The organism is Amycolatopsis sp. WAC 01416 (assembly GCF_003947485.1).
GTDB lineage: Bacteria > Actinomycetota > Actinomycetes > Mycobacteriales > Pseudonocardiaceae > Amycolatopsis.
Map to the genome: position 1 here is coordinate 896103 of NZ_QHHX01000002.1, position 13362 is coordinate 909464.

The 13362-nt window shown below is 69.4% G+C and carries 17 protein-coding genes; 5 read left to right on the forward strand and 12 right to left on the reverse strand.

The features are described 5' to 3' along the window. Positions 1–37 precede the first annotated feature (37 nt). The gene (locus tag DL990_RS08720) at positions 38–472 is read right to left on the reverse strand and encodes a hypothetical protein (RefSeq protein WP_125798334.1); all 435 of its coding nucleotides are present in this window, start codon (positions 470–472) and stop codon (positions 38–40) included. A gap of 212 nt (positions 473–684) precedes the next feature. Further along, entirely contained in the window at positions 685–1137 is a 453-nt protein-coding gene (locus tag DL990_RS08725; protein WP_125780810.1) for an adenylyltransferase/cytidyltransferase family protein, read from the reverse strand. Between the two features lie 74 nt (positions 1138–1211). Between DL990_RS08725 and DL990_RS08730 the strand changes: the two genes are divergently transcribed. After that, a complete protein-coding gene (locus tag DL990_RS08730) occupies positions 1212–2108 on the forward strand; it encodes a DNA-3-methyladenine glycosylase (protein WP_125780813.1) in 897 nt (298 codons plus the stop codon). Positions 2109–2121: 13 nt separating this feature from the next. Here the strand turns inward: DL990_RS08730 and DL990_RS08735 are convergent, their stop codons facing one another. From DL990_RS08735 to DL990_RS08765, 7 genes are read right to left on the reverse strand one after another with little or no spacing between them, the layout of a single operon-like run. After that, positions 2122–2358 carry a hypothetical protein gene (locus DL990_RS08735; RefSeq protein ID WP_125798335.1) on the reverse strand — a complete coding sequence of 79 codons (237 nt, stop codon included), beginning with the start codon at positions 2356–2358 and terminating at the stop codon, positions 2122–2124. A 51-nt stretch (positions 2359–2409) separates the two neighbouring features. Further along, positions 2410–2760: a GntR family transcriptional regulator gene (locus tag DL990_RS08740; RefSeq protein ID WP_125780817.1), complete on the reverse strand. Its 351-nt coding sequence runs from the start codon at positions 2758–2760 to the stop codon at positions 2410–2412. 22 nt (positions 2761–2782) lie between these two features. Then, positions 2783–3481, reverse strand: a complete 699-nt coding sequence (locus DL990_RS08745; RefSeq protein WP_125798336.1) for a hypothetical protein — start codon at positions 3479–3481, stop codon at positions 2783–2785. Between the two features lie 30 nt (positions 3482–3511). After that, positions 3512–4057 (reverse strand): NUDIX hydrolase, encoded by a 546-nt coding sequence (locus DL990_RS08750; RefSeq protein WP_125780821.1) that lies wholly within the window; start codon positions 4055–4057, stop codon positions 3512–3514. Further along, entirely contained in the window at positions 4054–5391 is a 1338-nt protein-coding gene (locus tag DL990_RS08755; protein WP_125781170.1) for a coenzyme F420-0:L-glutamate ligase, read from the reverse strand. Before DL990_RS08755 ends, DL990_RS08750 begins: the two co-directional genes overlap by 4 nt. 37 nt (positions 5392–5428) lie before the next feature. After that, complete coding sequence (gene cofD / locus DL990_RS08760) at positions 5429–6427, reverse strand: 2-phospho-L-lactate transferase (protein ID WP_125798337.1); 999 nt, start codon at positions 6425–6427, stop codon at positions 5429–5431. Beyond that, positions 6424–7158, reverse strand: a complete 735-nt coding sequence (locus DL990_RS08765; RefSeq protein WP_125798485.1) for an N-acetyltransferase — start codon at positions 7156–7158, stop codon at positions 6424–6426. The genes cofD and DL990_RS08765 overlap by 4 nt, the downstream gene beginning before the upstream one ends. 53 nt (positions 7159–7211) lie before the next feature. Between DL990_RS08765 and DL990_RS08770 the strand changes: the two genes are divergently transcribed. From DL990_RS08770 to dapC, 3 genes are all read left to right on the forward strand, one after another. Further along, on the forward strand, positions 7212–7403 hold the full coding sequence (locus DL990_RS08770; protein WP_125798338.1) for a hypothetical protein: 192 nt from the start codon (positions 7212–7214) through the stop codon (positions 7401–7403). A 110-nt stretch (positions 7404–7513) separates the two neighbouring features. Further along, positions 7514–7834 (forward strand): ferredoxin, encoded by a 321-nt coding sequence (fdxA, locus tag DL990_RS08775; protein ID WP_125780827.1) that lies wholly within the window; start codon positions 7514–7516, stop codon positions 7832–7834. Next, positions 7831–8922, forward strand: coding sequence for a succinyldiaminopimelate transaminase (gene dapC / locus DL990_RS08780; protein ID WP_125780829.1), 1092 nt, complete (start codon positions 7831–7833; stop codon positions 8920–8922). The genes fdxA and dapC overlap by 4 nt, the downstream gene beginning before the upstream one ends. A gap of 108 nt (positions 8923–9030) precedes the next feature. Here the strand turns inward: dapC and DL990_RS08785 are convergent, their stop codons facing one another. Beyond that, positions 9031–9639: a TetR/AcrR family transcriptional regulator gene (locus tag DL990_RS08785; protein ID WP_125780831.1), complete on the reverse strand. Its 609-nt coding sequence runs from the start codon at positions 9637–9639 to the stop codon at positions 9031–9033. A gap of 80 nt (positions 9640–9719) precedes the next feature. Between DL990_RS08785 and DL990_RS08790 the strand changes: the two genes are divergently transcribed. Beyond that, positions 9720–11123, forward strand: coding sequence for an FAD-dependent monooxygenase (locus DL990_RS08790; RefSeq protein WP_125798339.1), 1404 nt, complete (start codon positions 9720–9722; stop codon positions 11121–11123). Here DL990_RS08790 and DL990_RS08795 read toward each other — a convergent pair. Then, positions 11099–12070: a CHAD domain-containing protein gene (locus DL990_RS08795; protein WP_125780835.1), complete on the reverse strand. Its 972-nt coding sequence runs from the start codon at positions 12068–12070 to the stop codon at positions 11099–11101. The genes DL990_RS08790 and DL990_RS08795 overlap by 25 nt on opposite strands. A 282-nt stretch (positions 12071–12352) precedes the next feature. Beyond that, positions 12353–13339, reverse strand: a complete 987-nt coding sequence (gene dapD, locus DL990_RS08800; protein ID WP_125798340.1) for a 2,3,4,5-tetrahydropyridine-2,6-dicarboxylate N-succinyltransferase — start codon at positions 13337–13339, stop codon at positions 12353–12355. Between the last annotated feature and the right edge of the window lie 23 nt (positions 13340–13362).

A 13362-nucleotide genomic window follows, 5' to 3' on the forward strand; every position in this document is an offset into this window, starting at 1 on the left:
TTGCTATGAAGGGGCCTTTCATTGCACGTGTCGAGGGCTAAATCCCGTCCAGACGGCGCGAGAGGTTCGACCGTCCCGAAGGGTTCTGCTTCACCGTCGGCACCAGGCCGCCGACCTCGTTCTCGACGGTCTCCGGCTCCGGCCGCTCGATCACCGGGCTCTGCACCGGCGCGGCCGGCGGGCGCCGGGTGAGCGGGGTCGTCGCCTGCGGCAGCGGTCTGGTCGGCTGCGTGCCGGGACGGCGAGGATAAGGCTGCGGCTGAGTCGAACCTTCGCCCCGCGCCGGCGGCAGATCCAGCCGCGTCGTCGGCTCGGGTCCCGCGAGCGGGTGGTCGTTCTCCGCGATCAGCGAAGCCGGTAGCTGAGTGGTCGTGTCCGGGTCCGATGATCGGTCGATCTCGGCGACCACCGATCGGGGGATCTGCTGGGTGTTCGCGGAGTCCATCGGAGACGTCGCGTTGTCCGGTGTCACGACGAAGGCTCCACGCGCGCTTGCGCGTGCGAGCAAGGCGTCCGCCCGAGCACGGGGGTCCATTCCCCTAGGCCTCCCGACTGACCTGGGGCCCTCTGGGTTCAGGGCCGACTGTGTGATGTCCAGGGTAGGCCCTGGGAGTGGCCGCCGTCAGCAGACCCGCGAACGTCGTCCGACAAAAGTTGGCAGGCACCTGGCAGGCCGTGAGGAACTCAGGCTTCCATGTCCGAAAGGATCCGGGTGCTGGAGTCCGCCTTGTCCGTGCCGCCGATGCCGTAGAGCAACGCGATGTTGTTGCGTGCTCCGGCCTCGATCTCGTCGGCGGGCAGCTCGTCGACGCTGCGCCTGTCGCCGCCGTTGCAGAACTCGAGCTCCGTGTCGGGGTACGCCGCGCGGATCAGGTCGAACGACTCGTTGATGCCCGGCCCCTGCTCGACGGCGATGTACACGTCGTCGACGATGCGCAGCGCGCGGACGATCCGGGCCCGGATGTCCTCGGTCTGGATCACCCTGCCCTTCTTGAGGACCTGCTGGTGATCGTTGTTGACGATGACGATCAGGTAGCCGGACCGTGCCTGCGCGTCCTCGAACAAGTCGAGATGGCCCTGGTGGAGCGGGTTGAAGTACCCGCTGACGATCGAGGCCTTCGCCGGTCGCTCGGTCATCGTCGGTGTCCTCCATAGGCTTACGGTTTCAGGTGGCCCGCTAACCCTAGCCGAGTGCCGGGTAGTTTCATCGTGTGCTGTTCCGCCCCGGCTTCGAACTGGACCTGGACACGGTCCTCGGTCCGCTGAGCCGTGGGTCACGGTCGCCCAACGTCGTCCGCACCGAGGCCGGGGTCACCTGGCTGGCCGCCAACACCGAGGACGGCGCGGGCACGCTCGCGCTGCTGCGGCGCGCCGACGGCGAGATCGAGGCGGAGGCCTGGGGGCCCGGCGCGGACAGGCTGCTCCACGGCGTCCCGGCGATGCTGGGCGCGCATGACGACGACTCCGAATTCGTCGCGCATCACGACGTCATCGCGTCGGCGCGGCGACGGAACCCGGGACTGCGGCTCGGCTCGACCGGCCGGGTGTGGGACGCCCTGGTGCTCGCCGTGCTGGAGCAGAAGGTGACCAGCACGGAGGCGCTGCGCTCATGGGGTGAGCTGTGCCGCTGGTTCGGCGAGCAGGCACCGGGGCCGGGGCCCGCACGGCTGCGTGTGCCGCCGACACCCGTCGCCATCCGATCCATTGTGGACTGGAAATGGCACCGCGCCGGGGTGGACCTGAAACGGCGGACGACGCTGATCGCCGCGGCCCGTGTCGCGTCCCGGCTGGAAAAGGCCGTCGAGCTGAGGGGTGTCGAGGGCCGGGCCTGGCTGCGGAAGGTGCCCGGCATCGGCGTGTGGACCGCGGCGGAGATCGCGCAACGCGCCTGGGGCGACCCGGACGCGGTGAGCTTCGGCGACTACAACATCCCGTCGATGGTCGGGCACGCGCTCGTCGGCACGAAACTCGACGATGTCGGGATGTCCGAGGTGCTGGCGCCGTATTCGCCGCAGCGCCAGCGTGCCGTGCGCTACCTGTCGACGGCCGGATTCCGCCGCCCCAGGTTCGGGCCGAAGATCGAGCTCCGCGACTACCGCGCCATGTGATCGCGCCTGCCGGTCAGTTGCCCCAGCCCTGCGGCGGGTAGGGCTGCTGCTGGCTCGGGTACTGCGGCGGCTGCTGCGGGTACTGCTGCTGCGGGTACTGCTGGTGCGGGTACTGGTGCGGCGGGTACTGGTGCGGCGGGTACACCGGGGGCTTCGGCTTGTTGAGTGCCTTCACCAGGAAAAAGATGCCGACGCCGACACCGGCGAGGACCAGGACGATGATCAGCAGCATCAACACGGAGACTCCCATGCGGTGAGGTTAACCGGTCGACGATTTTCGTGACCGGTCACGAGGAGCGGATCAGCCGAGCGCCGCGTCGACGATCGCCTTGGCCTCGTCGCGGCCGAGACCCAGCTTCCTGGTCAGCGCGGCGTAGTCGGCGGCCGCCTGCCTCGCGCGTTCGCGGGTTTCGTCGCCGATGGCGCTGACGAACGTCCCCGCCCGGCCGCGAGTCTCGATCAGGCCCGCTTCTTCGAGTTCGCGGTAGGCCTTGGCGACCGTGTTCGGGGCGATGCCGAGGTCTTCGGCGAGTTTCCGCACGGTCGGGAGTTTCGCCCCGACGGGCAGGGTGCCCTCGTTGATCCGCTCCGCGTAGGCGATGCGGACCTGCTCGAAGGGCGGGACCGAGGAGTTCGGGTCGACCCTGACCATGCGGTTCTCTCCCTGCTGGGGACTACTGACGGGGCGGGACGACCTGGGTGGCGTCGCCGGCACCACCGGACACGACCTGTGTCCGGTCACCGCCGCCCGCCGGGGAGACGACCTGCGTCCGGTCGGCGCCCGCGGGCGACACGACCTGGGTGCGGTCGGCGCCGGCGTTCGCCTGCTGCTGTGGGGACACGACCTGCGTGCGGTCCGCGCTGCCGTCGATCGGCGGCCCGGCCTGCGGGGGAGGCGGCGGGAAACCGGGCTGGGCCATGCCGGGCGCGCCGAACGGATTGGGCGCCGGGGCGCCGGGAGGTGGTGCGAAACCCGCGGGAGGCGGCGCGAAGCCTGCGGGCGACGGTGCGAAGCCGGCGGGCGACGGTGCGAAACCGGCAGGGGCGGGCGGCGGCGGGAAGCCGGGCGCCTGGCCGTAACCGGGCTGAGGCGGCGGGAAACCGGGCTGCTGCTGCCAGTTGCCCTGCGGGGCGGGGCCGCCGCCGGGCGGAGGCGGCGGGAAGCCCGGAGCCGGGCCGCCACCGCCGAAGTTCGGGTTCTGGGGGAACGTCATCGGCGGCTTCTTCGCCTGATTGACCTTCACGATGATCACTACGACCACGATGATGATGACGATGATCGCCAGGATCAGCAGAAACCAGCCGAAGCCGTCACCGTCACCGCTGCTGTGGACCCGGACCCGGTCGAGGTATGGCGTCAGCGCCGTCAGCATCGTTCCCCCTTTAGGACGTCAGCCGACACCCTAACGGCCGGACGCCACGGGCACGGCGGCTTCCATCAGTTCGGCGAGATCTTCCGACCCTTTCGGCAGGGAATCCACCGGCCACCAACGAAGATCGTCCGATTCGTCGCTTTGGACCGGTTGCGCTCCCCGGGGCGCGCGCACCACGAAACGCACGTCGAAATGCCGCGTCGGCACACCGAGCGAGCAGGTGATCGGGTGGACGTCGAGATGCACCGGGGCCGGTTCGATCACCAGGTCGTCGATGCCGGATTCCTCGCGTGCCTCACGAAGAGCGGCGTCCGCGAGCGTCGCGTCGCCGGGTTCGCAATGCCCGCCGAGCTGCAACCAGCGTCCGACTCGCGGATGCAGGGTGAGCAGCACGTTTTCCGCGTCGGCGTCGAGAAGGACGGCCGACGCGGTGATGTGCCCGGCCGCGCATTCGCGGCGGCAGACGTCCTCGCGGGCGGCGAGGAAGCCGAGATAGGCCTGGCGCAAGGATTCCTGGGCGGCGTCCGCCGGTCGCCAACCGGACAAAGTGGACACAACGTCGTCGTGCAGGGTCACAGTTCGAGAAGTCCTTCACCGGGTTCGACTGGGCCGCGCGCGGGCGGGAGCGCGGCGGGATGTCCGATCGCGACCGCGCCGAGCGGTTCCCAGCGCTCGTCCAAGCCGAGCACGTCGCGCACGACGTCCGCCGCGAAGATCGTCGAACCGATCCAGCACGAGCCGAGGTCTTCGGCGGCGAGCGCGACCAGCAGGCCCTGCACCGCCGCGCCACCGGCGACGGTGAACATCGTGTGCTCACAAGCGTTTCGCCGGTCGTCGCGGTAAGTGTGCGCGCCCTCGGCGACGAGGAACGGCACCACGACTTCGGGCGCGTTGTAAAGGATGTCGCCGCGGCTGAGGCGCTTCGCGACCTGTTCGGCGGTGAAGTCGTCGGCTTCGAGATCGGCCTGCCACGACGCCTTCATCGCGTCGAGAAGCTTGCGGCGCAAGCCTTCCTCGCGCAGCCACACGAACCGGACCGGCTTCGTGTGGTGGGGCGCGGGCGCCGTGAGCGCCGTCCCGACCGCGCGGCGCAGCACCTCGGGATCGACCGGTTCGCCGGTGAACGACCGGATCGAACGCCGCGCGAGCACGGCTTCCCGGCGGCCCTGCGCGATGGCTTCGTTGGTACCGAGGCGGAACAGGTCCTCATCGGTCGGCCGGAGCAGTTTGCGGGCGGTCGAACCGTCGTCGGTCAGCCGAAGTCCGCGCACGACGGCGACCGGTGTCCCGCCGAGCTTGCCCTTGACCAGGTCCGCCGCGGCGGCCAGTTCGTCGGCGATCGCCACCTCGGTGACCGCGAGTTCGTTGCCCTGGCTGTCGACCTCGCCCGCGTACGAATGCAGCACCCGCAGGCCGGACGCGCCGATCGCGGCGTCGATCTGCCCGACCCGCCACGCGCGGCCCATCGTGTCGGTGACCACGACGGCGACCTCGACGCCCAGCCGTTCACGCAGCCCGTTCCGCAGCGCGAGCGCGGAAGCGTCCGGATCGGACGGCAGCAGCGCGACCTCGCCGGAGGCCACGTTCGACGCGTCCACCCCGGAGGCGGCTTGCACGATGCCGAGCTTGTTCTCGGTGATCACCGTCCGGTTGATCCGCGCGATCACGCGGACCGACTCCTCCTCGACGAGCTTGCGCCGGGCAGCGTCGCGCTCTTCCAGGTCGGCGGGGACGCGGATCAGCATGCCCTCGGTCTTGGAGACGATCTTGCTCGTCACGACCAGGACATCGCCCGACCGCAGCCAGGGGGCCGCCTCGACGATCGCCCCGGTCAGGTCGTCGCCGGGGCGGAACTCCGGCAGGCCTTCGACCGGAAGGATCTCGATCTTCGCCGAAGCGTGGTCACGCAGCTTCTTTTCAGGCAAGGGAAACTCCGGCTGATTCTTGTCAGGCAACAGAAACTCCTGCCAGATCGAAAGCGGCGCGCACCATGGCCGCCGTGGCGTCCACATCGGACATCAGCAGGGGCACGTCACGGACGGCGACTCCCGGCACCTCGACGGTTTCACCTTCGGAGACCAGCCAGCCGTCGAGCACGCCGTCCGGGGATTCCTTGCGGGAACCGTAATGCCGTCCGACGGCCTCGGCCGAGGTCTCCACACCGATCGCGCTCAGGCACGCGTCGGCCATACCGCGCAACGCCTTCCCGCCGATGATCGGCGAGACACCGACGACCTTTGCCCGCGTCTTCCGCAGCGCGTCGCGGATTCCCGGGACGCCGAGCGTCGTGCCCACCGAGACCACCGGATTGGATGGAGCGAACAGCACGATGTCGGCGCCCGCGATCGCGTCGAGCACACCCGGCGCCGGCTTGGCCTCCTCGGCGCCGACGGCGATGATCGAATGCGCCTTCGGCTCGGCGCGGTAGCGCACCCACCACTCCTGGAAGTGGATCGCCTTGCGCTGGTCCGCATCGTCTGGATCGTCGATCACGACATGCGTTTCGACGCGGTCGTCCGACATCGGCAGCAGGCGCACGCCCGGCTGCCAGCGGTCGCACAGCGCCTCGGTGACCTGCGAGAGCGGATAACCCGCGCGCAGCATCCGCGAACGGATCAGATGCGTCGCGATGTCCTTGTCGCCCAAGCCGAACCAGGTCGGCTCGGCGCCATAGGCGGCGAGCTCCTCCTTGACCGTCCAGGTCTCCCCGGAATGGCCCCAGCCGCGCTCTTCGTCGATCCCCCCGCCGAGCGTGTACATGCAGGTGTCCAGGTCCGGGCAGATGCGCAGACCGTGCATCCACACGTCGTCCCCGGTGTTCACCAGCGCGGTCACCTCATGCGGCGATTCCGGCGCGGAACCGATCGCGGGCAGACCGAGTGCTTGTTTGACCCCCAGCAGGAAGCGGGCCCCGCCCACTCCGCCGACCAAAATGACGACCTTCACGACGGGCGATCCTCGCACGCCCCCGGAGCCGGGGCCCAGTAGCGGTACCTGTGGTGCTCCGTACAGCCCAGGCTTTCGTACAGTTTCAGCGCGCCGGAATTCGCCTCCGCGACCTGCAGCACGACGCCGGTGGTGCCCTGAGCGGCCGCCCAGCCACCCGCCGCGTTCATCAGCCCGCGCGCCAGCCCCCGCCGCCGGAACTCGGACCGTACCTCCAAACGGGCGATGTGCAGCCACTCGCCGACGACGGCGCCGCGCACCGCCCCGGCCGTGACACCGTCGATTTCCACCACGCCGAAGCCGACCTTGCCGGTGCCGAGGACATGCCGTGGCGCCTCCGCCGGATCCGGGCCGCCCGCCGTCAGCTCCCACCATCCGGACGTCGGTTCGTCGAGAATCACCGCTCCCGCCGTGGTCCCGCGTGAGAGCGGCCCGGTCAGCACGCGAACCTCGTGCGCGGGCCGGTGTTCCACATAGTGGACCCAGCCGTGGGAGGCGATGGCGTCTTCGAGCGACGTGTCCTGGATCACCTGAACGACCGGTGGGATGGCATGATCGTGGGCGAAGTCACAGACCGTCCGCAGGGCGTCTGGCAGCGGTTTTCCCGGGTCGCCGATGGCCAGGGCACTGTTGGCCCTGGCGGTGAACCCGTCCGCCCAGCGCAGCCTCCAGTCCCCGATCCGGCTCTCCAGCAGGGGAGTCCAAGCCCGGCTACAGGTGAGCTCGAGCATTTCCGCACTGTTCACGGTTAGATTGTGCCAAGGAAGGCAGTGGAGGGACCCCGATGAGCATCGCGCGCAAGGACGACAGGCACAACGAAGACCTGGTCCGCGAGATCTCCGACGGCTTCAACCGGGCTTTGGGCGCGGAAGAGGTCGTCGAGAAGGACACGGAAGCGGCGAAGCCCGCCGCGCCGAAGTTCGTCATCACTGGGGACAGCAGGGCCACTCCGCCGCCGCGCCGGAAAGACCGCTGAAAGCCCGTACCCGGGGTACGAATAAGGGTGGCCTAAGCGGGCCGGTCGCGCCCGTGGGCGCGTAATGTCCGTTGCAGACTGGTGAAGCAGAGATAAAGCAGGAGTGCGCAGTGACCTACGTGATCGCCGAGCCCTGCGTCGACGTGCTCGACAAGGCGTGTATCGACGAGTGCCCCGTGGATTGCATCTACGAGGGTGACCGCATGCTGTACATCCACCCGGACGAATGCGTCGACTGTGGTGCCTGCGAGCCGGTCTGCCCAGTCGAGGCGATCTACTACGAGGACGACGTCCCCGACGAGTGGAACGACTACACCAAGGCCAACGTCGACTTCTTCAACGAACTCGGCTCGCCCGGTGGCGCCTCCAAGGTCGGCAAGACCAGCCACGACCCCGCCTTCATCAAGGCTCTTCCCCCGCAGGGCGAATGAGCCGGGTCGCTCTTCCCGATTTCCCCTGGGACTCCCTCGCCGAAGCCAAGGCGAAGGCCCAGGCGCATCCCGGCGGCATCGTCGACCTGTCGATCGGCACGCCGGTGGACCCGGTCCCCGAGAGCATCCGCGCGGCGCTCACGTCCGTGTCGGAGATCCCGGGGTACCCGACCACGCACGGGATTCCCGAGCTCAGGGCCGCAGCGATCGACGCGCTTTCGCGGCGGCACGGCATCGAAGGTGTTCCCGAGGCGGCTGTGCTGCCGACGATCGGTTCGAAGGAACTGGTCGCGTCGTTGCCGCGGCAACTGGGCTTCGGCCCCGGTGACCTCGTCGTCATCCCCGAGGTGGCATACCCGACCTACGAGGTCGGCGTGCTGCTGGCGGGTGCGTCTCTGCTGCGTGCGGACAGCACTTTCGCGCTCGGCCCGCAGCGGCCCTCGATGCTGTGGATCAACTCGCCGTCCAATCCGACAGGGCGGGTGCTCGGTGTCGATCACCTGCGCAAGGTCGTCGAATGGGCGCGGGAACGCGATGTCGTCGTGGTCTCCGACGAGTGTTATCTGGCGCTGGGCTGGGAAAGCGAGCCCGTGTCGATCCTGCACCCGTCCGTGCACGGCGGCTCACTCGACGGCCTGCTGGCCGTCCACTCGCTGTCGAAGTCCGCGAACCTCGCCAGCTACCGCGCCGGATTCGTCACCGGTGACCCGAAGCTCGTCGCCGGACTGCTGGAGATCCGCAAGCATTCCGGGCTGATCATGCCGCGGCCGGTGCAGGAGGCCATGGTCGCCGCGCTGAAGGACGACGAAGCACTTGCCGTGCAACGGGAACGCTATGCACGCCGCCGGCTGGTGCTGCGGAAGGCGCTGCTGGACAGCGGTTTCGAGATCTCGCACTCCGAGGCAGGACTGTATCTCTGGTCCACGCGCGGGGAATCCGCGCTCGACACGGTCGACTGGCTCGCCGATCGCGGCATCCTCGCCGCGCCGGGCACGTTCTACGGGCCGACCGGCGGGCGGCACGTCCGGATCGCCCTGACGGCGACGGACGAGCGGATCGACGCGGCCGTGGAGCGGCTCACTTCCTGATTTCGGCGCGGTTTGCGTCCGGTGCGGCGTGCAATGAAAGGCTCTTTCATTGCAAAATTTGCAATGAAAGAGCCTTTCATTGCACGCGCGGAAGCGGTGACGGGGACTTCAGAGCACGTCGCGACCGGTGAAACCCCGGTAGATGAACCGCGTCAGCGCCTCGACGGCTTCCTCCTCGGAGACCGACGACGGGTCCAGCAGCCACGTGTGCGCGAAACCGTTGACGAGCTCGCCCATCATCGCGAGCGAGAGCCGTTCCGACGCCGGTAGTTCCATCCCCGCCGCGGTGATGTACCCGAGGTGGCCGAGGATGTCCTCCGCCTGATCGGCGCCGAAGCGCGCGAAGGTGCGTGCGAAGTCGTCGCTGACCATCGCCGCCTGGCGCAGCGCGAGCATCGTCGCGGCGTTGTCGCGATGGAAGTTCCAGTACTCGCGGACGTGCCAGCGCACGGCGTCCGGGTCGGTGAAGTCGGCTTTGTGCTCCGGCGAGGACGCGTTGACGTCGCTTGCCGCCGCGAGGTCCGCGAGGAGCGCTTCGAGCAGCTCCTCCTTGCTCGCGAAGTGGTTGTAGAACGAGCCCGCCGCGCGTCCGGCTTCCGCCGTGATGTCGGTGATCTTGGTGTTCAGGTACCCCTTCGCCGCGAAGACGCGCTTCGCCGCGTCCTTGAGCGCGGCCTCGGTCTCCGCCGCTTTCTCCTTGCGGCTCGTCGCCGTCATCGGCACCTCCTTGACACGGAAGGCTAGCAACGTCCACACTGAATCAAGATTCACTGAATTCTAATTCACTGGAGGCGAAGATGACCGAGATACTGATCGCGGGAGCCGGGCCGACCGGGCTCACGCTGGCCATCGACCTCGCGCGCCGCGGCGTCGGCGTGCGGATCGTGGAGAAGGCCGAGACGTTCTTCGAGGGCTCGCGCGGAGACGGCCTGCAACCGCGCACGCTGGAGGTCTTCGAGGACCTCGGCGTGCTGGACGCGGTGCTGGCCGCCGGGCAGGCACCCGTGCCGATTCGGATCCACCTGGGCGGTGAGGTCGTCGGCGAGCGGATGATGGCCGAACTCGGCGACCCGACCCCGGACGTGCCGTACCCGAACGGCCACTTCCTCGGCCAGTCGCGGACCGAAGGGATCCTGCGGGACCGGCTCGCCGAGCTCGGCGTTCAGGTCGAGCTCGGCACGCCCCTGCTCGGTTTCGAGCAGGACGCCGACGGCGTGACGGCCGAGCTGCCCGGTGAGCGGGTGCGGGTCGGCCATCTCGTCGGCGCGGACGGCGGGAAGAGCTTCGTGCGCAAGGCGCTCGGGATCGCGTTCGAGGGCACCACCGACGAATCGATCCGCATGCTGCTGGGCGACGTCCAGGCGGAGGGGCTCGATCGCGCGTACGGGCATTGGTTCGCGAAGCCCGAGGATCCGATGTCGGGGATCGTGCTCACGCCGCTGCCCGGGGTGCCGCACTTCCAGTTCGGCGCCTTGCTGGGTGAGGAGCAGGTCGAGGCGTCGCTGGAGACGTTGCAGTTCCGGCTCGACGAGCTGTCCGGTGGCGGGGTCCGATTGCACGATCTCGCCTGGTCGACGGTGTGGCGGCCCAACATCCGGCTCGCCGCGCGGTTCCGGGACGGCCGCGTGTTCCTCGCCGGCGACGCGGCGCACGTCCATCCGCCGACCGGTGGCCAGGGCCTCAACACCGGCGTCCAGGACGCATACAACCTGGGCTGGAAGCTCGCCGACGGTTCACCGGAGCTGCTCGACAGCTACGAGCCCGAGCGACGCGGGGTCGCCGCGAGAGTGCTGAAGATCAGCACCGAAATCCTCGAGAAGTACAAGAACGGCTCGGAAGACGCGCACGAGCGCGGCGAGAACACGCGTCAGCTCGACATCGGGTATCGCGGCGGTCCGCTCGCACCCGCGGCGACCGGCCGGATCCGGCCCGGCGACCGCGCGCCGGACGCGCCGCTGAAGGACGCGAACGGCAAGTCCGTCCGGCTGTTCGAGCTGCTGCGCGGACCGCAGGCGACCGTGCTGGTGTTCGGGGACGGCCCGGCTCCCGAAGGCGCGCGGCGGATCCTGCCCGCGGGCAGCGCACTGTCCGATGTGGACTTCGAGGACGTCGGCGGGCATGCCTTCGCGGCGTATGAAGCCGAAAACGGGAGGCGGGTGCTGATCCGCCCGGACGGCTACGTCCGCGAGATGACCGCCTGAGCCGCCTCGTCGACCTCCGCCCAGACGTCGCGCCACACGGCACGGACCTCGGCGCGGCGCAGAAGTTCCTTCTCCGCGACCCGGCCCGCGATGAAGGCGAGTTCGGTGTCGGTCGTGTCCAAGGCTCCTCGCATGCGATCAGCGGCGACGCAGGCGTCTTGATGGTCGCCGAGGACGGTCTGGAAGTTCTTCGTGGCCTTGATCAGCCGCTGGATCCGCTCCGCTTGCTTCTTCTTCGCTGCGGGCTTGGCCATCTCGGCGGCGTAGCGGAGTTTCTTGCCGTAGATGCGAAGCGCGTGAAGGTCGTCGTCCGGGGGATCGGCGGGAAGCGCCTTCACGGCCTTCGCAAGCTTTCGATGCGGCTTCGCGAGACCGGCGACGAGATCCGCGGAGGTGGACTCGGCGCCGGAACGGGGTTCTTCGGCGTCGGGCTGCCGGGCGAGACGGCCGATGTCCAGCAGCATCGAGGCATACCGGGGGCTGGCGAGCGCGCGGGTGAGCCGCCGCTTCGCGCCCCCGCGTTCGGTGACGAACATCGAGACCAGACGGCGCGCGGCGGGCTGGTCGCGCACCTCGAATTCGGCGACGACCTCGCGGAGATGACCGATCAGGACGTCGTAGTCGCGGACGTCACCGAGGGACTGGCCGAGCCAGCCGAGTTCGGCGCGCACGGGCTCGGCGTCCGGGCCGACGAGGCGGCCCGAGAGCTTGAGGACGCTCCGCATGCGACGCAGCGCGACCCGCATCTGGTGCAGGTCTTCGGGGTCGGTGCCGGATTTGGTGCCCGGTTCGTGCGTGAGGAGCGCCCGGACCTCGACGTCGAGTTTGACCCGGACGTGGGTGGCCGCCGGATCGTCCGGCCCGGCTTGCGCGGGACGGTCACCGAGCCCGAGCGCGGCCGGAGTGGTCGAAGGGGCGTTCTTGCGCGGCGGGACCTCGGCTGTCACAAGATGAATTCTAGGTGAACCGGCAAGGTGGTCCAGGCCGTGAGAGAAGCAAGGGACCTTTGCTCTCGCTCTCCGGGGGAGAGTGAGAGCAAAGGTCCCTTGCTCTCTTTTGCGCGTGCGCCCTGCCCCCTGCCGATGCAATGAAAGGCTCCTTCCTTGCAAATTTCGCAAGGAAGGAGCCTTTCATTGCACACGTGACCCGGGCTTGCTCACCCAGCGTCACCCAGCGTCACCCAGGGAGACCCGGGCGACAGCAAAGGTCCCTTGCTCTCTTTCCGCAGGTCAGTTGGCGTGCAGGGCCGCGTTCAGCTCGATGCCGACGCCGGTGCCCGCGACGACCTCGACGGCGCCGGTCCCGGAGTTCCGCCGGAACACCGCGCCCGAGATGCCGGACAGCTCCAGCGCCTTCACGACCTTGCCCTCGAAGGTGACCTTCGTGCCGGCCGTGACGTAGAGGCCCGCTTCGACGACCGAGTCGTCGCCGAGTGAGATGCCGACGCCGCCGTTCGCGCCGATCAGGCAGCGCTCGCCGATCGAGATGGTCTCCTTGCCGCCGCCGGACAGCGTGCCCATGATCGACGCGCCGCCGCCGACGTCGGAGCCGTCGCCGACCACCACGCCCGCCGAGATCCGGCCTTCCACCATGGAGGCGCCGAGCGTGCCGGCGTTGAAGTTGATGAAGCCCTCGTGCATGACCGTGGTGCCGTTGGCCAGGTGCGCGCCGAGGCGGGCGCGGTCGGCGTCGGCGAGGCGGACGCCGGTCGGCATGACGTAGTCCACCATCCGCGGGAACTTGTCCACGCTGTAGACGGTGACGTTGCCGTGCGCCCGCAACCGCAGCCGGGTCGCCTCGAAGCCCTCGACGGGGCACGGCCCGTAGTTGGTCCATACGACGTTCGCCAGCAGACCGAACATGCCGTCGAGGCTCGCGCCGTGCGGCCGGATCAGGCGGTGCGACAGCAGGTGAAGACGCAGGTAGACGTCGTGCGTGTCACCGGGGGCGTCGACGAGGCGGGCGATGGTCGTGCGGACCGCGACGACCTCGACACCGCGGTCGGTGTCCGGGCCGAGTTGGGCGGCGGCGGCCTCGCCGAGGGCCTCGGAGGCCTCTTCGGCGGTCAGCCGCACCGTGCCGGCCTTGCTGTCGGTGCCGTCGATCAGCTTCGGCAGCGGGAACCAGGTGTCCAGCACCGTGCCGTCGGTCGTGACGGTGGCCAGTCCGACGCCGGTGGCGCCGGTCGTTTCGGGATCAGGGGTCTGCTCGCTCACGTCCTGAACGGTAACCCAGTGAC